The sequence below is a fragment of the Indolivaga capnocytophagoides DSM 22835 genome (assembly GCF_000426485.1).
Lineage (GTDB): Bacteria > Bacteroidota > Bacteroidia > Bacteroidales > Dysgonomonadaceae > Dysgonomonas_A > Dysgonomonas_A capnocytophagoides.
The window spans coordinates 856,460-877,545 of record NZ_KE384529.1 but is presented as its reverse complement, the minus strand read 5'-3'; the positions used below and the strand labels follow the sequence as shown (position 1 = coordinate 877,545).

The 21,086-nt window shown below is 38.2% G+C and carries 11 protein-coding genes, 1 pseudogene and 1 riboswitch; of the genes and pseudogenes, 10 read left to right on the top strand and 2 right to left on the bottom strand.

Annotated features, from left to right (window positions below; translation table 11 throughout):
• Positions 1-72 precede the first annotated feature (72 nt).
• From K322_RS0117045 to feoB, 3 genes and pseudogenes are all read left to right on the top strand, one after another.
• Positions 73-2,331 (top strand): TonB-dependent receptor, encoded by a 2,259-nt coding sequence (locus K322_RS0117045; RefSeq protein WP_026627962.1) that lies wholly within the window; start codon positions 73-75, stop codon positions 2,329-2,331.
• Between the two features lie 121 nt (positions 2,332-2,452).
• Entirely contained in the window at positions 2,453-2,698 is a 246-nt protein-coding gene (locus tag K322_RS0117040) for a FeoA family protein (protein ID WP_026627961.1), read from the top strand.
• Positions 2,691-4,869: pseudogene (gene feoB, locus K322_RS19905) on the top strand (ferrous iron transport protein B). Before K322_RS0117040 ends, feoB begins: the two are co-directional and overlap by 8 nt.
• A 95-nt stretch (positions 4,870-4,964) precedes the next feature.
• Here the strand turns inward: feoB and K322_RS0117030 are convergent.
• Together K322_RS0117030 and K322_RS0117025 are read right to left on the bottom strand one after the other, a co-directional pair.
• Positions 4,965-6,473 carry a hypothetical protein gene (locus tag K322_RS0117030; protein ID WP_035332339.1) on the bottom strand — a complete coding sequence of 503 codons (1,509 nt, stop codon included), beginning with the start codon at positions 6,471-6,473 and terminating at the stop codon, positions 4,965-4,967.
• Between the two features lie 81 nt (positions 6,474-6,554).
• The gene (locus tag K322_RS0117025; protein WP_307986730.1) at positions 6,555-9,404 is read right to left on the bottom strand and encodes a TonB-dependent receptor; all 2,850 of its coding nucleotides are present in this window, start codon (positions 9,402-9,404) and stop codon (positions 6,555-6,557) included.
• 214 nt (positions 9,405-9,618) lie between these two features.
• A riboswitch (cobalamin riboswitch) is annotated at positions 9,619-9,820 on the top strand.
• A gap of 55 nt (positions 9,821-9,875) precedes the next feature.
• Between K322_RS0117025 and K322_RS0117020 the strand changes: the two genes are divergently transcribed.
• The 7 genes from K322_RS0117020 (at position 9,876) to K322_RS0116990 (ending at position 21,059) form a co-directional block, all read left to right on the top strand.
• Positions 9,876-12,062 carry a TonB-dependent receptor gene (locus K322_RS0117020; protein ID WP_026627958.1) on the top strand — a complete coding sequence of 729 codons (2,187 nt, stop codon included), beginning with the start codon at positions 9,876-9,878 and terminating at the stop codon, positions 12,060-12,062.
• Positions 12,062-12,988, top strand: a complete 927-nt coding sequence (locus K322_RS0117015; RefSeq protein ID WP_026627957.1) for a sirohydrochlorin cobaltochelatase — start codon at positions 12,062-12,064, stop codon at positions 12,986-12,988. Before K322_RS0117020 ends, K322_RS0117015 begins: the two co-directional genes overlap by 1 nt.
• A 58-nt stretch (positions 12,989-13,046) precedes the next feature.
• Positions 13,047-15,386, top strand: a complete 2,340-nt coding sequence (locus tag K322_RS0117010) for a TonB-dependent receptor (RefSeq protein ID WP_026627956.1) — start codon at positions 13,047-13,049, stop codon at positions 15,384-15,386.
• A gap of 58 nt (positions 15,387-15,444) precedes the next feature.
• On the top strand, positions 15,445-16,929 hold the full coding sequence (locus K322_RS0117005) for a PepSY domain-containing protein (RefSeq protein WP_026627955.1): 1,485 nt from the start codon (positions 15,445-15,447) through the stop codon (positions 16,927-16,929).
• Positions 16,926-18,374, top strand: coding sequence for a PepSY-associated TM helix domain-containing protein (locus K322_RS0117000; RefSeq protein WP_026627954.1), 1,449 nt, complete (start codon positions 16,926-16,928; stop codon positions 18,372-18,374). Before K322_RS0117005 ends, K322_RS0117000 begins: the two co-directional genes overlap by 4 nt.
• A 92-nt stretch (positions 18,375-18,466) precedes the next feature.
• Positions 18,467-19,879 carry a precorrin-3B C(17)-methyltransferase gene (cobJ, locus tag K322_RS0116995; RefSeq protein WP_026627953.1) on the top strand — a complete coding sequence of 471 codons (1,413 nt, stop codon included), beginning with the start codon at positions 18,467-18,469 and terminating at the stop codon, positions 19,877-19,879.
• Positions 19,872-21,059: a bifunctional cobalt-precorrin-7 (C(5))-methyltransferase/cobalt-precorrin-6B (C(15))-methyltransferase gene (locus tag K322_RS0116990; protein ID WP_026627952.1), complete on the top strand. Its 1,188-nt coding sequence runs from the start codon at positions 19,872-19,874 to the stop codon at positions 21,057-21,059. The genes cobJ and K322_RS0116990 overlap by 8 nt, the downstream gene beginning before the upstream one ends.
• Positions 21,060-21,086 lie beyond the last annotated feature (27 nt).

Below are 21,086 nucleotides of genomic sequence, written 5' to 3'. Positions count from 1 at the left end.
TCAGTTTATAACGGTCTTTGGTCGTTACTCTTACCAAAGTAATAAAAAGGTCTTAGACCTTAAGTTTGAATTATGAAATATATATTGTTTATAGTTTTAGGTATTAGTTTGATTGTACAGGAAGGATTCTCTCAGAATGTAGTAAAGGGCTTTGTCAGAAATAACGGCGAGCCTCTTGATTTTGCTTCAGTAAATATTCCGAAATTAAATGTCGGGACAACCACCGATTCAACAGGATATTTCGAAATACGAAAGATTCCTTCCGGTACATATCAGTTACAGGTTAGCAGTTTAGGTTATAAAACCTATAAAGGGAATGTTGCTGTAAAAAATACATCCTCACAAATGCTCAATATCGAGCTTTTGTCAGATGACAGTTCTCTGTCTGAGGTTGTGGTAACAGGTACTATGCGCCCTGTAAGCCGATTGAATAGTCCGATTCCGGTTGAGGTGGTTACTCCTGTTCTTTTTCATAAAAATCCGGCACCCTCCTTATTCGAGTCAATCGGGATGGTGAATGGAGTAAGACCCCAAATCAATTGTAATGTATGTAATACGGGCGATATTCATATAAACGGCATGGAAGGTCCTTATACTATGATATTGATAGATGGTATGCCCATTGTAAGTGCCTTATCTACTGTATATGGTTTGAATGGTATACCTAATAGTCTTATCGAGCGGATAGAGGTAGTAAAAGGTCCTGCATCGTCGTTATACGGATCCGAAGCTATGGGAGGGATAATAAATGTTATAACTAAAAATCCAGAGAATGCGCCTCTGGTTAGTTTCGATGCTTTCGGCACATCTTGGAACGAATATAATGTAGATGGTTCTCTTAAACTAAATATGGGTGATAAGGTATCTACCTTATTGGGTGTAAACTATTTTAATTATAATGACAAGAAAGACAAGAATCACGATAATTTTACGGACGTGACTTTGCAGAACCGAATCTCGATCTTTAATAAATGGAATTTCAAACGCGATGATAATAAGATAGCTAATATCGGTGCTCGTTATGTATACGAAGATCGTTGGGGTGGACAGATGAACTGGGATAAAAGTTGGAGAGGCAGTGATTCTATCTATGCTGAAAGCGTTTATACTAATAGGGTAGAACTGTTTGGCGCATATCAATTACCTACTACCGAAAATATATATACTCAGTATTCGTATAATTGGCACGAACAGAATTCGTGGTACGGCAATACTCCTTATATGGCAAAACAGCAAGTTTATTTTGTGCAGGCATATTGGGATAAACCATTGGGTGAGAAAAATAATTTACTGGTAGGGGCTTCGTTTCGCTACAATTATTACGACGATAACACTCCTGCAACCTTGTCGGCTGACGGAACTAAAAATAAACCCAACAAAATACCACTTCCGGGTGTTTTCATACAGGACGAATGGCATATAAACAGTAAGAATACCTTGTTGGGAGGCTATCGGTACGATTATGACAAAAATCACGGAAGTGTACACTCTCCTCGTTTTGCATATCGTTTTTCTCCGAATAGTAAGAATACATTAAGGGCAAGTTTCGGTACAGGATTCAGAGTCGTTAATTTATTTACCGAAGATCATGCTGCTCTTACGGGAGCCAGAGAGGTTGTAATCAAGGAAAATCTGAAACCCGAAAGGTCGTATAATGCCAACCTCAATTATGTATTGAAAGTGAATACTGATAATTTTTATGTGGGGTTTGATATGACAGGCTTTTATTCGTATTTTACAAATAAAATAATAGGTGATTTTGATACTGATCCTAAAAAAATTATTTATTCGAATCTTGATGGGCATGCAATTTCTCAGGGTGCTTCGTTGAATATGGATTTTGTATTCAATATTCCCTTGAAGATATCTTTGGGTGTGACTTACGAGGATGTATTTTCGAAAGAAAAGGATGAAAACGGAGCGATGGAACGTATTCAGCAGTTGCATGCACCCAAATGGGGTGGTACATATACTGTGGATTATGATTTACCAAAGGACTTTTCTGTCAACTTTACAGGAACCTGGACAGGGCCGATGCGCCTGCCTATCGAACCGAATGATTACCGTCCGGAGTATTCTCCCTGGTTTACTTTGGCTAATATACAAGTAAGAAAGGCTTTTAAAGGATCAGGATTCGAAGTATATGGAGGTGTGAAGAATATTTTTAACTTTAGACCAAAGTATTCTTTAATACGTGCTGAAGATCCATTCGATAAGAATGTTGATGATCCTATTAATAACCCATATGGATATACTTTTGATACCAGTTATAATTATGCTCCTCTGCAAGGAACAAAATTATTCTTGGGGGTAAGGTATAATTTGTGGTAAGAATGATTTTATCTATAAGTAAAATAGTTATAAGTAACAAGTTACGAGAAAAAAGGTTATTGATGAAAAAGTGCAATTTTAGAATAACCTTTTGAGGATAACTGATTGATAAATAACGGAAATGAAATTGTCAGAACTGAAATATGGCGAAACAGCCAGCATTACGGGGCTATCGGATCAATGCAGAGGAGAAGCCAGGCGACGCTTACTCGATTTGGGGTTTGTTCGTGGCACAATTATAACTGTGCAAAACATAAGTCCTTTGGGAAATCCTATCGCATATAGTCTGAGAGATACGTTGATCGCTTTGCGGAAAGAGCAGGCCGATAAGGTTTTTGTAGAAAGAGAGGTACTGAAAAATGAATGAAATATGTGATACTTGCAGTTATAATACAGGTGCAAATCTGAAAAAATTAGGTGATCAGGCGATGGCTTACGACTATGTGGTAGCCTTGGCGGGAAATCCTAATACCGGTAAAAGTACCGTATTTAATACTTTAACCGGCTTGAGACAGCATACCGGCAATTGGCCGGGCAAAACAGTTGCTACGGCCATGGGGAGCTTTTCATTTCTGGATAAGACATTTAAATTGGTCGATCTTCCCGGAACATATTCCTTGCTTTCGACTTCGGAAGATGAGGAGATTGCTCGTGATTTTATCCTTTTCGGAAAACCTGATGTGACAATCATTGTTGCTGATGCGGGGCGGTTAGAAAGAAATCTTAATCTGGCATTGCAGATTCTGGAAATTACAGATAAGGCTGTGCTGTGTCTTAATCTGATGGATGAGGCTCATCGGCATGGAATTGATGTTGATGACCGTACTTTGTCGAGGGACTTGGGGATTCCCGTTGTTCCAACAACGGCACGGGCAAATAAAGGTATAAATGATCTGTTACAAACCATATATGATTTGGCAGCAGGTAAGATTATAACCAAACCTCACCGAATAAAAAACATGTCTGACGAAACTGCGGATGCTATTCAGAGATTGAGTGATAAATTAGTCCAACTTTACCCCGATTTACCAAACAGTCGATGGATAGCCATGCGGCTACTGGAGGGAGACGAAAGTATAAAGAAAGCACTGCAGGAAGGGAGGCTTGTTTGATATGAATGATAAAGAACAATTGTTACAAAGTTTGTTGTCTGAAGCTGATGACTTGAGATTGAAGGTTGGGGGAAGTCTGCATGATGATCTTACTGAAGGTATTTATGTAGATGCTGCCCGTATTGTCGAGAGCTCGGTGAAGACAAAGGATAAAAAGCAGGCTTTTCGGATCGACAGGGCTATCGATAATATTGTAACCAGCCGTGTATGGGGATTTCCTATTATGCTGCTAATGTTGGGTATTGTACTTTGGATTACTATTGTGGGGGCAAATTATCCTTCGCAATTGTTATCGATACTATTGATTGATAAAGTCTATCCCTTGTTGAAAGATTTAGGTATATTACTCCATTTTCCGGGGTGGCTTAGCGGAATATTATTCGATGGGGTTTATCTGGCTACGGCATGGGTTGTAGCTGTGATGTTACCTCCCATGGCTATTTTCTTCCCTCTATTTACTTTGCTCGAAGATTTTGGCTATTTACCACGTATTGCTTTCAATCTCGATAATATTTTCCGAAAAGCAGGGGCACACGGTAAACAAGCCTTGACTATGAGTATGGGATTTGGATGTAATGCCGCAGGAGTAGTGGCTACACGGATTATAGACAGTCCTCGTGAACGATTAATAGCCATTATTACGAATAACTTTTCGCTGTGTAATGGTCGGTGGCCTACTCAAATACTCATAGCTACTATTTTTATCGGGGCGGTTGTGCCATCGGGATTATCGCATTTAGTGGCTACAGGCTCGGTAATCGGCATTGCTGTTTTGGGTATTGCTTTTACTTTTCTTACATCTTGGTTTCTTTCAAAAACATTATTGAAAGGTAAGTCGTCTTTCTTTGTTTTAGAATTGCCACCTTATCGTCCACCTCGATTGTGGCAAACTATTTATACATCTATTATCGATCGTACATTGATAATTCTTGGTCGTGCCGTTATGTTTGCTGCACCTGCGGGGGCTGTAATCTGGCTGATAAGCAATATCGATATCTCGGGGCAAAGTATTGCTGTATGGGCTATAGATGCATTCGATCCTTTTGGCTTGTTTCTGGGGTTGAATGGTGTTATTCTCTTGGCTTATATTGTGGCTATACCTGCTAATGAGATTGTTATTCCTACTATTCTGATGCTGACAGTGCTTAGCCTGAAGTCTGTAACTATGGGGAGTGGGGCAGGAGTTTTGTTTGATGGTACAGAATCGGAGATTGCAGATATTCTTCATGCAGGAGGCTGGAGTTTACTTACAGGTGTTAATCTGATGTTGTTCAGTCTGCTGCATAATCCTTGCAGTACTACTATTTACACTATTTATAAAGAAACCAATAGTGCTAAATGGACTGTTGTGGCTACTATATTGCCTGTGATTTTAGGATTTATTGTTTGTTTCTTGGTTACGCAGATATGGCACTTATTTATATAAGGAGTATAAAATTGGATATAGAGAAACAGCTGCAAGTTTATTCTTGCAGCTGTTTAGTTTTACCCTAGTGATTAGGTAATATTCAATTATTGAGCTTAATATGTAGTATTCTGAGGATCGAAGTTAGCCCATCCTGCTGTCCAGTCGTCAGATGTAGCATCGCTGGCAAAAGCTCCGGCATAAGTAACTTTATCGAAACCTGATTGAAGTAATGCGTCAGTAAATACTGCGCCATTTAATAACGGACTTCCTGTAGAAGGAGCATAGCTAGGACTAGCTACCAAACTATTAGGTTGTTTTAGTTTCAAATCAGAAATATTAGCATATGATTTGTTATTATTTGCTGCCAGCTTGAAGAACGAACTAGAGAACGATTCTTTTGTTTCGTCAGCAATTGTTTTACCATCTGTAGAAAGTTGGTCAAGATATTTTTTATTGATATCGCTACCTAAGATAGTCATACCTGCGAAGAATAGGTTTTGCAGTTTCAGATTGCCATTGGTGGCAGCTGTTTGGGTCGCTCCTTTTTCGTTGTCAAGAATCAAACCTACAGGGAAACCTACTGCTACTGAATTGAAACAGTTTAGACGAGAATTACGACGGATTTGCATAGCTGCCTGGAAAGTTCCGAGTTTAGATCCGTTGTTAGGGTTTAGAGTTCCTCCTGTTATATATTGAGTTGTATTGGCAAATGAAGCATCTTGTCCGATTGGTCCAATAAATGTAACGTTACTGAATACTGCCGATGTGATAGGTTCGCTTGTTGTTCCATCTTTATTGTTATCTGATTCGAATCCGTTTGATAGAGATGTATCAGCGATTTTTGGATGACGTACAGCTAGTAAGTATTGTAATTTACCACTGAATCCGTTGTCTGTATCGAAATCATCGTCCCAACCATGATAAGCGATCAAATATTTCGCATTAACAGAGCCTCCGAACCATTCGAATGAATCGTCATTACTGTATGATACCTGAATATGATCTAATTTTGTTCCAGATCCTACCGATCCTAATGTAAGACCATTAATTTCTTGGTCTTCTTTGAATGGATAGCCGGCAAACTCGATACGGGCATAGCTCAATACTCCCGAGTTGTCGGTATCGTCGCTACCACCATGTTCTGCATCAGGGCCACCTTCTACAGTCATTACACTTGAGTTATTTTTCGCTTTTCCTAAGATAATAACACCACCCCAATCTCCAGGTTTACGGCTTCCTTTGGCTTGGTTAGAAGTGAAGATGATAGGTGAAGATGCTGTACCTTGTGCACTGATCTTACCTCCTCGTTTAATAATTAAAGCAGCTTTAGTATCCTTGTCGCCTTTTATTATAGTTCCGGGTTCGATTGTAAGTGTTGCACCTTCTTCAACATACACCCAGCCTTTCAGAACATAAGTTCCTTTCTTTATGGTATGGCTTTCTTTTATTTTGAATTCCTGTTCTCCATTACCTATTTGAGTTCCGTCTCCAAACAGAATCTGTTCGGTTGAACTACCTCCGCCTCCATTATTGTCATCATTGTTGTCATTATCGCTACAAGCCGTTAGGATAACCATACTTGCAACGAATAGCGTTTTTGCTAATAATCTAAATGTCTTCATAATTAATCAATTTATTTTCAAAAGGTTTAAGGTCTCAGACCTTCTTTGTTATAGTAGTGTACTATTAGTTATTATTATTCCTTAGAAATTGAATCTTGCCGTTAACGAAATATTACGTCCCGGTTTAAATTCTTTAGTAACCTGTTCGCGTTCGTGTATATTCCCTTCGCTGTCTTCGAACTTAGGAAACTGCTTGAACTGAACTTTTTGAGCCAGAATATCTTTTATGCCAGCATTAACTTCAAATTGTTTTCCGATTTTTTTAGTGAAAGAAAAATCGATTGTATTACGCGGCATTTCGTACATATCGGGGATGTCGTTGTTGATGGTCGATCCTTCGCTTGTATCTACTTTACCGATACCTACGATTCTCTTTCCGATGATGTTATACAGAAGGCTCGATGTTAATCCCCATTTGTCATTTTGGTAAAATACTCCTGTATTGATCAGGTAAGGAGATTGTCCCTGCATCGGGCGATCGTGATCGTTTATGGCACCTTCTTCAAATTTTACTTTACTGTCTATAATAGCTCCATTGAAGGTGAAAGAGAAGTCTTTCAGTCCGATAAAATCGAGGCTCTTTTTGATATCTAATTCAATACCGTAGTTATTAGCCGATTTTGCATTGATGAAAGTATATGTGTAACTACCTCCTGCATCAAGATAAGTCCATTCAATAGGATCTTTGAAATTCTTATAGAAGACTGCTAATGAAATAATTTCTGAAGATGAAGGATAAAATTCATATCTGACATCGAAGTTGTTAATGTATGCGGGAGTTAAGTCGGCATTTCCTTTTACATCGCTGAACATGTCGAAATCATAGTAAACAGATGATGATACTTCTCTGAATTCCTGACGGTTGGTCGAACGTCCGTAAGCCAAACGAACAAGGTTTTCTTTATTGATGTTGTATGTAACATTCATCGAAGGAAAGATATCTGTATAGGTATAATCCTTTGTTTTGGTTGCATTTTCTTTAATTGTAGTGTAGCTTTCGAGCTCCATTTTGTTATGCTCCAAACGTACGCCTGCATAGATATTCCATTTGTTGATAGGCAGATTTACCGCTACATATCCGGCAGCTAAAGTATTTTTTCCTGAGTAGCTGTTGCGGTTATCTGTATCTTCGTAGATATATAGTTTCGAAGCATCATAATTTTCAGGGATAAGAATTTCCGAAACTACATCTCTGTAAGGAAAATCTTCGGGCATATTATTTTGATACCAACGATAGTAAAAAGCCCTGTTTTTATATTTGCGATCACGGTATTCGGCATAAGTTCCTGCTTTGAATACTGGTTTAATTCCATTGTCGAAATCAAAAACATGTGAATAGTTTGTGCCTAAAGAATAGGTGTATTCATCGAGTTTGCTGTAGTCGCGGCTTATTTGATTCTGGTCTATCATCATCTCACCTTCGTGTGCATCACCCACAAATCCGTTTTCGTCCCAGTTGATCATGCGTCTGTCCGGCTGTTTTTTATTAGCATAAGAGAATCCTAGAGTCCAGTCCAGATTATCTTTTGCCGATAGAATGTGTGAACCGGCAAATTGTCCCGAATAAGTCATTCTGCTATTGTATATATACTCGGCTTTGCGTTGTACATACAGTGCGCTGATATACTGATATCCGTCTCTTTCTGTATAGCGGTTACGTCCTAATTGGTTAAATATATTACGGAATTCGAACTTGTGCTTATCGTTTGGTCTATATATCAAATTAGCCAATGCTCCTACACGAGCTTCCGATGTGTATTGGTTATCTGTATATTTGTATAGGTAAACCGATTCGTCTTTGTCTGAATTATATACCCCGAATCGAGAGTTTTCCATATCGGTATATGTTTTGTTGGTATTACTGTAATTAAGTGCAGCAATTAATCCCCATAAGCCATTATCGCTTGTTTGATATTTACGGTTGATAAGGAAGCTAAACCGTTGATCGGGTAAAGGTTTCTTGTTTTTTACAGTCCAGTCGTTATTAAAGCCATTCCGTGTAGCATCGGTTACGGCTGTTGCATCATTATTATCGAGTAAGCCTTTTACTGATCCCGAAAGAGATCTCATACCACTATCGAATCCTAAGAAATCGGTTCCGCTGCCTTTATTATACTTAAAATCGTGAAACTGAGTTTGTGTATTTACTCCCACACCATAGCTTAATTGTATTGCATTTTCGTTGGGAATACCTTTTGTTTCGACTTTTACGAATCCACCTGAAAAATCAGCAGGTAATTCCGGTTGAGGCGATTTTACAATCATTATATTTTCTATCTGAGAACTTGGGATGATATCGAACGAAAATGCTCTTGTATCAGCTTCCGAACTGGGTATTGCACTGTTGTTTACCCATACATTGTTATATCGTTGAGACAATCCTCTGGCAACAACAAATTTGTCGTCGAGTATAGATATACCGGGAATACGTTTTATTACTTCTGATGCATCACGGTCTTGGCTCTTTGCAATTTGTTGAGCCGAAATACCACTAACTACACTTGTCGAGCTTTTCATTGAGTTGAGTAATGCAACTTCCGAATTAATTCGTCCGAGTCCTACTACAACGACTTCATTCAGTGCCTGAGCTGATTCGTGCATCGGAATGTTTAGTTCTGTGATCTCTCCCTTTTTTACTATTACGTCTGTGATTTCGAGAGTCGTATATGAAAGATAAGTTGCAGTTATAGTATATTTACCAGGGGCAAGTCGCATTTCATAGTTTCCATCGGCATCAGATGAAGTTCCGGATGCTGCATTTTTTATGGAGATAGCCACTCCGGGAAGCGTTTCATTACTTTTGGCGTCAATGACTGTTCCTTTTATGGCGGTTTGAGAAAATAGCGAATAAATAGATAAGATTAATAAGAATAGAATAGACAAAGCGTATCTTAAAATATGTCTTTGTTTCAGTAAAAAAATGTAATTCATTTGATGCATATAATTTCTAAATTTCAACTACACAAAGCACCTTTATTTTTGTTACGTAGGTTTTACACCAAAAAGAAGATAGTTTAAAGAATCTGTTACGAATTTGTTTTCATTGTTTTCTTTTAAGTAAGAATTATGATATAGATTTTATTTATGCTTTATCTTGCGATATCTATTTTATTTAAAAGGAGTATTTTTTGACATTTATTAGAAGTACCTTTGCATCCGCTAAGGTGATGTATCAGGATATTCGTCCAATACATTGAAAAGGGAATTCGGTCAGAATCCGAAACAGTGCCCGCTACTGTGAACTCTAGCAAGCTTAGGAACAAATCTTTTGCCACTGTTCTTTGATGAATGGGAAGGCGTTCGAAAGCAGAGTAAGTCAGGAAACCTGCCTAGCACAATAGTAAACTCAATATTCTCGGGGTCAAGAATATATTATAAATCTCTATTTTACTTCCATTTTTAATGAAAAAGAAGTTATTGCTGTCAGCATGGTTGTGCTGTATGCTGCATGTGGTCGTTGCGCAAGTTACATTTAAGGGTGTAGTGGTTGACGAATCAGGAAAAACTGTACCCGAAGCTGTAGTTCGTCTCGAGAAAACTTCGTTCTCGACTGTTGCTGATGATAAGGGAGAATTTGTATTAAGCAATGTTCCTTCGGGCGATTACACAATTCAGGCAAGTGCCATGAATTTTACGACAGGGCGTTTTCCTGTTACTCCCCAAAGCACAGATCTTAAACTGGTCATAGCCCGAAATTATCTGAATCTTAACGAAGTGGTAGTCACCGGAACAGGTACATACCATCGATTAAAAGATACTCCGACTCCTGTTGAAGTATTGACAGCAAAAGATATCGAAAGGACAGGAAGTGCAACTTTCGAAGATGCTTTATCTGCCTTGTCACCCACTATTTCGACTAAAGGCTCTTACAGTATTGTAATGGGAGGGCTTCGTAACAAGCAAGTCTTAATACTTATTGACGGAAAGAAGCTTTCGGGTGATGTCGGTGGAGATAACGATCTCGAGCGGATAGATATGAGTAATGTCAAGCGTATTGAAATCGTAAAAGGAGGAGCATCTTCTTTATATGGTTCGGAAGCTATGGGAGGTGTTATAAATATAATAACTAAAACTCCGACGAATAATATTGATTTTACTTCTTCGTACAGAGTCTCAAAATACGGAACTATCAACCAAACAACTAATCTTGGAGTGAATTTTGGCAAATTTACCTCTCAGACTAATTACCAACGTAGAGAATCTAAAGGCTGGCAATTGAGTAAATACGAGGAAAAAGCTCTAACAAAACCTACCCGTGATACCTTAGTAGAAACCAATAAGCAAGCTATGGCGGCTTATAGGTCGAATGTGGTTTCTCAGAAATTTACATACGATCCTACTAATATGATTTCTTTGTATGCAAAAGGTACATATTACGATAAACGTACAGACCGCCCTGTGAGTGACTATACTTATGATATGTTTTATAAAGATTATAATATGGCTGCCGGAGGGGAATATCATTTCCGTAAACATGTCGATTATATAACATTCGATGCTTATTACGACAATTATGAGTACGAAAAAGGGTATTTAAAAGAAACTAAAAGCAACAATATAACTTACAAGGTTGGTGATCGCCAGTTTACAAAACGTCAACGTTATTTCAATTCTACCTTGAAAGGGGTATTCAGTATCGGAGAAAATCATAAGCTGAATACAGGTTTGGACTTTGTAAATGATTACCTGAGAAATCCTGAAAGTATGGAGCAGGCTAAATCGGCTTATACAATGGCATGGTATGCTCAGGACGAAATAAAGATAATAGACAGATTATCTGTTGTCGCAGGATTCCGGTTGATACACCACGAAGTATTTAAAAATAAGTTTACTCCCAAGTTATCGGCTATGTATGCATTAGATCACTTCAATTTTCGTGCATCTTATGCAGCCGGATTCAGAACTCCTAATTTGCTTGAATTGTATTACGACAAATTATCGGGAACAACAATCAGTCAAGGTAATAAGGATCTGATTCCTGAAAAATCGAATTACTATTCGTTGAATGCCGAGTATATCAGTAAATATTTCACGATGTCGGTTACAGGCTATACAAACAATATACACGATATTATAGATCGTACGGTTGTAGACCTTACAGACGATGATAAAGCCAATGGTGTAACCAAACGTTATCTGTATAATAATGTATCTAAGGCTCGCACGCAAGGTATTGATGTTTCGATGAATGCTTTTCTCGGTTACGGTTTCTCTTTAGGGTTAGGATATAGTTATCTGGATGCTGTAAACAGAGTTGATAATGTGCCGTTGTATGGTGCAGGACGTCATACGGGAACTGTTAATGCAAATTGGAATAAAGAATGGAGTAAGTATAAGTTAAACATAAATCTGAACGGACGTCTGCAAAGCAAAGTATTTTATTCGGACGAAAATGCCCGTTCTTATAACCTATGGAATATAGCAACTACGCACTCTTTTTCGGGCAGTAAAGCATTTGTTATCGAGCCGGGATTCGGAGTCGAAAACATATTCAACTTCAAAGACGAGAGACCTTTTGGAAGCCGATATGCTACTACATCGTCAGGGAGAACTGTATATGCAAGTTTAACTGTAAAATTTAAACAATAATGAGAAGTTTATTAAGCCTGTTTGTAGTTCTGATAGTTTCGGTAGCTGTATCTGCCCATGGTGGAAAGAATTACGAAGATTCTGACATTCTTGCCAATCTGAAACCGGGAGATAAAGCTGCAATAGTGATGGTGCATTTCGGAACTACACACGATGATACCAGGGCATTAACTATAGATGCCTTAAATAAGAAGGCAAAAGAATCTTTTCCTTCAGTCGAAGTTCGTGAAGCTTATACCGCTCGTATTGTGATAAAGCGTTTAGGTGAAAGAGGTATTGTGAAAGAGAAACCTTTGACTGTTTTGCAACAATTGAAAAAAGAAGGATATACCCATCTGCTCATCCAGCCTTCAACTATTATTGATGGTGTTGAAAAAGAATCTTTGGATAAGGATATTGCAGCTGTTAAGTCCGATTTTAAAGAGATAAGGGTCGGAGATCCATTGCTTTATACTCCCGAAGATTATGAAAATCTGATAAGTGTATTAACTGATCATACCGACCCAAAAACAGCTTATGTATTAGTCGGACATGGAACATATGATTCTAATACTGCACAATATGCGATGTTGGACTATATGCTGAAAGCTAAAGGACGCAGCAATTTTTTTGTGGGAACGATAGAAGGATACCCTTCTTTCGATGATATGATGACTCAATTGAAAGCTTCTGGATTGAAACATGTAGAAATTGTACCTCTTATGTTTGTTGCCGGTGAGCATGCCAAAAATGATATAGCCGAAGACTGGAAAAACGATATCGAAAAAGAAGGTTATACAGTAAATGTTCGGATGGAAGGATTAGGACAAAATCCTCAGATTCAGGATTTATATATTACACATCTGAAATTTATCGCTAAGCATCGCAAGTATGGAATTATGGAAAAGAAAGCCATCTATGAAGTTACAGGCGAAAAAATGGAGTAAGGTCACAGGCCTTTCTATTTCAGGTATATCAATAAAATAATCTCAGGAATTTACATTTATGAAAAAATATATATTAACTGTTGCTATTCTGATAGCAGCAGGAGTACTAAGTGCTCAAAATAAGGCTATGACTGATACCGTTTACTCAATTAAAGAAGTGGAGGTTGTAGACTTTAGTCCGAAAAAAGTAAGTATAGGCAAGTTCAATGTTCCTCTTCGATATTTACCCGTTTCGGTAAATACTGTATCAGCAAAATTACTTGAATCAAGAGGGATTGTAAATCTGGAAGATGCCGTGAAGTTCTTTCCCGGTGTGAGAATGAATACCAGTTACGGTGCTTTCAATACCTTGTATATTCGTGGATTTTCTAATGCTCCCGTTTTGTTGGATGGAGTAAGAGACGAACGTACAATGATAAATTCGAATCCTTTCTCAGATCTTAGTTCTGTCGAATCTATGGAAATGCTGAAGGGACCCGGCTCAGTCCTTTACGGGCACTCGGTTGTCGGTGGAGCTTTGAATATAGTACGTAAAGCACCAACCGATCAAAAATTGGCAAGATTCAAAATGTCATATGGCAGTTGGGAAAATAAGCAGGCTACCATGGATTTAGGAGGGAAATTGGCAGGGCCTGTAAATTACAGGGCTGTTGTAAATTATGCTGATCAGGAGGGTTGGAGACACAATGGTAACCAACGTTTGTCTGCTTATATGGCTTTGGGAGCAAAATTAGATGCTACCAGCAATATTGATATTCGGGGAGGCTTTAATCGCGATTTTTATGGAACAGAGATAGGTTTACCTCCTAATATGTCTTACGATACTTATAACCTTGATGGTACTTTGTATCTGAAAGCAGGTGAAATGCAACCGGGACTGAACCGTAAGGTTCGTTACAACAACGAATCTGATTTCTTTAAAAATAATGGATGGAACATTGCAGCGAAATACGAAAAGAATTTTAGTGAGAATTTCAAACTTCAGAATAATATTTCTTTTAATGCCGATGATATCAACTATTTCGGTACAGAGGAGCTAAGTTATCTCGAAAGTGCTGATCCGATCTATAAACATTATTACCTGACTGCGGATAATAAAAAGCAATACATCAGCCTTGATACTGTCCAGCTCACTTATCCATTGAGATTTTCACATAAGACAAATGTATTGAACGATCAGTTGGACTTCTCGGGAAAGTTCTTTACCGGAAATATTAAGCATAGTTTTATTGCAGGTTATGCATTTACTCAGATGTTCCGCAATTCGTATACGGGTTATAATTTAGCTCCAATGGACGATCCGATGAACAGCAGTTACAATGTATATGGTCCCGGATTATATTCAAAAGTAGCTGTAAATGATCCGCAAAGTGGTGGTTACATGAAATCTAATTTCGGTAAGGCTACTATTACCCGTACTTATTCTCACGGTATTTATTTTCAGGATTTGATGGAGGTAACTGATAAACTTAAAGTATTGGTTGCAGGTCGTTACGATTTCTTTAAATATTTGAGTTCGTCTGCTCCCACTTACGATGGCAAAAGACAGTATCACAAAGCAGACCAAACAGCCTATAATGTAAATAATACAAGCTCATTTACCTATCGTGCAGGAGTAGTTTATGATGCAGCAAAAGACCTGACAGTATATGGCTCTATGGCATCATTCTTTATGCCTTACCGTGATTTCTATAACGAAAAGGTTATCTATGTAAATTCTGACGGTAAACGTTTTTATCCTGAAAAAGGTGGTGAGATATTCAAGCCTCAAACAGGTTATCAGGGCGAAGTCGGAGCACGTTATGCATATAAAACATGGCTTCAGGCAACAGCATCGGCTTTCTATATCAAACGAAACAACGATAAAAGAACTAGAACTAATTACGAAGATACAGATGGCATAAAGAAAACAGTTACTGCTCAGGTTGGTACAACAGTATCTCAAGGAGTTGAACTGGAGGTGAAACTGACTCCGGTTCGTAACTTGTTCTTTCAACTACAATACGGATATACCGATGCTAAAGTTTCAAAGATGAAGTCAAACGAATATATTCCCGTAGATCCTCAGAAAGATTATAAACTGACTCTTGTTCCTGCAAATACTTTCCTTGCTGCTGTTGATTATACAATTGGTGCAGGTGTATTCAAAAACTTAGGATTTAATGCAACTGTATCATACATGGATAAAACATACCGTAATACTACTAATACAATGACATATCCATCTTATTGGTTAACCGATTGCGGAGTATCTTACAGGATGGATAATGGTGTTACATTATCGGCTAACGTTAATAATATATTCGATAAGAAATATTACAATCAGTCGTTGAGCTATCAAATGGTGCCGAGTATGCCTCGCAATGTATTGGTTTCGTTAGCTTATACATTGAGATAAACGGATGAATAGGAATGTAATAATAGGTATTGAATGATGATTGTCAAATGTCGTTTTTATGCTTAGCAAATTAATAAAAAGGTCTGTGACCTCTTTGCACAGGATACTGGGAACAATTCTCAGTATCCTGTTTCTCGTTTGGTTTTTATCGGGATTTGTGATGATTTTTCATGGCTTTCCTCGGGTTAAACCTTCCGATAAGTATGGATATGCCCAAGCATTGCCGAGCCGATTACCGGCAATAGATTCGGTGTTGAGTATACTTCCCGATTCGGTTACTGCAACAAAGCTGAATCTGAAATCTTATCCGGGACAAGCTTATTTTTCGCTATCTGCACAAGATAGTATTATAAAAATAGCTTTGGGGGCGGATAAAGAAATACACCCTTTTTCATTTTCTGATATTGAGCAATATGCAAAACAGTGGAATAGTTCGCAAATAGATCGTGTAGATATTTTATATAAAGTAGATCAATGGATTCCATTCGGATATCTGAAAAAAGATATGCCTATTTATAAGTTTTATTTTGCAGATACAGAAAAACATCAGCTATATATTTCGTCACAGAGCGGAGAAGCTTTGCAATATACCGACAATAATAGCCGCTTTTGGGCTTGGGTAGGAGCAATTCCTCATTGGATCTATTTTACCTCATTGCGTCAGGATAGTGCAGCTTGGATTTCGACCGTTATCTGGCTGTCGGGAATTGGCTCAATTATGTGTCTTTTAGGGCTTGTCTATGGTATTTATATTTTGGTAAAGCAGTATCGAAAGAAAAAATCGTTATCCGTTCCGTATAAAAAGTTTGTATATCGTTGGCATTATCTTACAGGATTTATATTCGGCATATTTGTATTTACTTTTGTTTTCAGTGGAATGATGTCTTTAACGGATGTTCCTCAATGGATGGTGAAGGTGCATGACGAAACTTTGTCGATGCAATCGTATATGCCTTATTCGAAAACAAAACCGCAGGATTATCCGCTCGATTACAGATCAATTGTAGAAAGTTATCCAAATCAAGTAAAAAGTATTGAGTGGTCGGGCTTTGGTGATATTCCTACTTACAAAGCCGTAATCGGAGACAGCTTGTCTGTTTTTGATGCATCTTCATCAGAGTTGAAAAGTCTGATGTTGACTGAAAGGCAGATAATAGACAGAATAAAACAAATACATACCGAAGGTATTTCTATTGTACAACTTACCGAATACGACAATTATTATATCGATCGTAAACGTAAATTACCGCTTCCGGTCTATAAAGTAGAGGTAAACGATGCCGATAAAAGTGTTTATTATGTCAACCCCAAAACAGGAGATACCCGTTATTTCAATAACAATAGCAGAGCCGGAAAATGGATGTATCAAGGTCTGCATAGCTTCAATTTTAAGTTTTTGGCAGATCGTCCATGGCTTTGGAATATAGTTATGTGGGTAACAATGCTTGGTGGAACAAGTGTTGCAGTGACTGGTGTATGGCTAAGTATTAAATATTTGAGACGGAAAATCAAGAGGTTTTCAAAAAAGTGTAGAAAACAATGATACGCAAGTTTATATATTCGCTTCACAGAGTTTTAGGAACAGCAGTAAGTCTGCTATTCCTAATGTGGTTTTGTACAGGATTGGTGTTGATATACCATTCGTTTCCCAATGTGACGACGGAACAGAAAAACAATATGCTCCCATCTTTGCCTGACTCCCTTCCTTCTATCGAAGAGTTATCATCTCGGATCAAGAATCCGGATAAAACAACCAAGATAAGATTGCGTCAGTTTCAGGGACAAACATTGATAACAGCGAGTGAAAAAAAACACAGCTATACTTTCTGCGCTGATACTAATCAGCATGTTCACAAATTAGATTATCAGGCGGTAGAAACTATTGCTAAAAGATGGATAAATGCCCCTGTCGAAAAAGTAGATACATTGAAAGAATTGGAGCAATGGGTTATGTATTCGAAGTACGAACCTGAGTTACCTATTTACAAATTTTATTTTTCGGACGAAAAGCATAGTCAATTATATATCAGTTCTAAATCGGGCGATGTGCAGCAGTTTACGAATGCCGATCAGCGATTCTGGGCTTGGATAGGAGCAATTCCTCATACTTTATATATTCCGGTTTTGCGAAAACATACTCAGCTTTGGATAGATACAATTATGACATTGGCTATTGTGGGGTTAGTGATGTGTGTAGGAGGTATTTATGTTGGAATAGATGCATATTACCGTCGTTATAATAAGAAAGGTAAATTCGAAAGCCCATACCGTAAAAAATGGTATTGGTGGCATCACGTAATAGGGTTGTTGTTCGGTATATTTTTATTAACGTGGGCTATAAGCGGAGTGATGTCTTTGAAGAAAGTTCCGCAATGGCTAGTTAAGACTCATCAGGAGTATAAAATTCCGATGAAGATAAAAGGAAAGCATCCATCTCTTGATAAATATATACTCGACTATCGTTTACTGAAGCAAAAATATCCTGATCTGAAGGAGGTCGAATGGGCATATTATCAAGGTGTTCCTATTTATAAAACAATTATCGGAGGAAAAGAAGTGTCATTCGATGCATCCCAAGATACAATCAAGGAATTATTTCTGTCGCAGAAGGCAATAGAAAAATCTATGCGGTCGATACATGGCGATAGTGTGAGATTTAATGTAACTTTGATAGATGAGTACGAAAACTACTATCTCCCTTGGAAGAAAGAATTGGCTTTGCCTGTTTACAAAGTGGAGGTTGACGATGCTGATAAGAGTTTATATTACATCAATCCTAAAAATGGAGATTATAAATACCTCAATCAAAACCGTAAAACCCGTAAGTGGATATTCAATGCTTTGCATTATTTTCATATCAAATGGTTGATGAATAGACCTGTGTTGTGGACTATTGCTATATGGATAGCAGCCTCGGGCTGTATTGTTATCTCAGCAACAGGAGTTTGGCTGAGTTGGAAATGGATAAAACGAAAATTAAAGAAATAAGGTCTCAGACCTTTTTATTACTTTGGTTCGTATAACAGCCAAAGCCTATTATAAATTGAAAACAGATCATTAAATATTTACTATTACTAAATATGTCGAAAGGTAAAATAATAGTAGCCGGAATTGGTCCGGGCTCAAAAGAAGATATTACTCCTGCTGTATTAGAGGCTGTGCGTCAGTCAGATGTTATCGTAGGATACAAATATTATTTTCAGTTTATTACTGATTTTGTGAAACCCGATGCTCAATGTATTGATACGGGAATGAAGAAAGAACGCCAACGTGCCGAAGAGGCTTTCCGTTATGCCGAAGAGGGTAATGCGGTTTGTGTTATCAGTTCGGGCGATTCGGGAATATACGGAATGGCTCCGCTCATTTTTGAAATGAAGAAGGAGAAAAACAGCGATATAGAAGTGGCGGTATTACCCGGAATCAGTGCTTTTCAGAAAGCTGCTGCCATATTGGGGGCTCCGATCGGACACGATTTTTGTATTATATCCATGTCCGATTTAATGACTCCGTGGGATAAGATCGAAAAACGTATCACTGCTGCTGCTATGGGCGATTTTGTTACTGCTATTTACAATCCCAAGAGCAACGGACGTTATTGGCAGTTGTACCGATTGGTAGAATTATTTTTGGAAGAACGTTCGCCGGAGACTCCTGTCGGTTATATTCGTCAGGCAGGACGTGACGATCAGGAAGTAAAAGTTACTACTTTGGGCGAATTCGATCCCGAGGATGTGGATATGTTTACGATTGTAATTATCGGCAATTCACAATCGTACCGATTCGAAGGCGATAAGATAATTACGCCCAGAGGCTATTATCGCGAAGATGAAGTAGAAGGAGCAAAGAACTTAGGTCAAGATATAATGATCCGTAGCTTCAGAACTATCGATGGCGAACTTAAGAATCGCAATATCCCTCTTGACAAAAAGTGGGCATTACTGCATTCTATCCATACAACAGCCGATTTTGATATGGAGAATATCCTGAAAATAGATGATAATGCCGTAACCAATTTATACAAAGAATTTACCGAAGGTAAGGTTCGAACTATTATCACCGATGTAACAATGGTTGTATCGGGTATTCGTAAAGGAGCCATGGAGCGTATGGGCATAGAGGCTAAATGTTATCTGCACGACCCTCGTGTTGCTGAGATGGCTAAAGATAAAGGTATTACCCGCACACAAGCCGGAATTCGTCTTGCAGTTGAAGAACATCCCGATGCTTTGTATGCATTCGGTAATGCACCTACTGCTCTTATCGAGTTATGCGAATTAGTACGTAAAGGAAAAGCTAATCCCATCGGAATAATAGCTGCGCCCGTAGGTTTTGTGAATGTTCGTGAATCGAAACATATGACTAAACCGTTTAAAAATATCGCTAAATTAATAGTCGATGGTCGCAAAGGCGGAAGTAATCTTGCTGCTACTTTAGTTAATTCGATATTGACTGTTGATGATGCTGAACAATTAAGACCGGGTAGAGATGTCTAAATTTTATGTTATCGGTATAGATGATAATCAAGATCAGCATTTTCGTCCCGAAGTGTTAGATGTTATCCGTTCTCATTCTGTTTTTTCGGGAGGAGCAAGGCATCACGAGATTGTGCAATCTTTTTTACCGTCCGATGCTATTTGGATTGATATTGTAGTGCCTCTTAAAAATGTTTTTGATCAATATAAAGAATACGACGAGGTTGTTGTATTTGCATCGGGCGACCCTTTATTTTTCGGCTTTGCAAATACGATTCAACGCGAAGTGCCGGATGCCGAAATAATCCTTTATCCGTATTTTAATTCGTTACAGTTATTGGCTCACCGACTGGTATTACCTTATCAGGATATGCATATAGTATCGTTGACGGGACGTCCTTGGCTGAAATTCGATCAGGCATTGATAGAAGGTCACCATAAAATAGGAATACTTACAGATAATAAAGAACATACTCCATCGTCTATTGCCGAACGTATGATGGAATACCGATACGACAATTATGTGATGCATATTGGCGAATTACTTGGAAATAAAGATCGAGAGAAAGTGACTACTTTGCCTTTAACTAAGGTAATAGGACAGACTTTTTCGTTTCCGAACAATATTATTATTGAAAAGAACGAGCAGCGTAATCGTCCGTTGGGAATTCCCGACAGTGAGTTTCACTTATTGAATGGCAGGGCAAAAATGATTACAAAGATGCCTATTCGTCTGTTATCGCTGAGTTTGCTCGATTTGCGTAATCGGAAGGTCTTTTGGGATGTGGGCTTTTGTACGGGTTCGGTTTCAGTCGAAGCCAAGATGCAATTTCCTCATCTTGATATTTATGCATTCGAGAAACGTGAAGAGGGTAGGGACTTGATGTTCAATAATACCCGCCGATTTGGAGTGCCCGGCATTCAACCATTTATAGGAGACTTTGCAGAGACAGATATCACGGATATTCCTCGTCCCGATGCCGTTTTTATAGGTGGACATGGCGGAAAGATGAACGAGTTTGTATCCAAAATAGTTTCGGTATTAAATCCGAATGGGGTGATTGTTTTTAATTCTGTTTCGGACGAAAGCCGACAATTGTTTCTGGATGCAATAGAATCGAATAACTTAAAACTTGACCAGAGTATTACTATCAAAGTGGATGATTTTAATGCTATTGATGTGATGAGGGCTAGTGTTTAATATAATATTCGTTGTAGGGGAGTATGC

Coding starts and splice junctions, on each gene's coding strand:
- K322_RS0117045 (WP_026627962.1), top strand. CDS start 73: ATGAAATATATATTGTTTATAGTTTTAGGTATTAGTTTGATTGTACAG.
- K322_RS0117040 (WP_026627961.1), top strand. CDS start 2,453: ATGAAATTGTCAGAACTGAAATATGGCGAAACAGCCAGCATTACGGGG.
- K322_RS0117030 (WP_035332339.1), bottom strand. CDS start 6,473: ATGAAGACATTTAGATTATTAGCAAAAACGCTATTCGTTGCAAGTATG.
- K322_RS0117025 (WP_307986730.1), bottom strand. CDS start 9,404: ATGAATTACATTTTTTTACTGAAACAAAGACATATTTTAAGATACGCT.
- K322_RS0117020 (WP_026627958.1), top strand. CDS start 9,876: ATGAAAAAGAAGTTATTGCTGTCAGCATGGTTGTGCTGTATGCTGCAT.
- K322_RS0117015 (WP_026627957.1), top strand. CDS start 12,062: ATGAGAAGTTTATTAAGCCTGTTTGTAGTTCTGATAGTTTCGGTAGCT.
- K322_RS0117010 (WP_026627956.1), top strand. CDS start 13,047: ATGAAAAAATATATATTAACTGTTGCTATTCTGATAGCAGCAGGAGTA.
- K322_RS0117005 (WP_026627955.1), top strand. CDS start 15,445: ATGCTTAGCAAATTAATAAAAAGGTCTGTGACCTCTTTGCACAGGATA.
- K322_RS0117000 (WP_026627954.1), top strand. CDS start 16,926: ATGATACGCAAGTTTATATATTCGCTTCACAGAGTTTTAGGAACAGCA.
- cobJ (WP_026627953.1), top strand. CDS start 18,467: ATGTCGAAAGGTAAAATAATAGTAGCCGGAATTGGTCCGGGCTCAAAA.
- K322_RS0116990 (WP_026627952.1), top strand. CDS start 19,872: ATGTCTAAATTTTATGTTATCGGTATAGATGATAATCAAGATCAGCAT.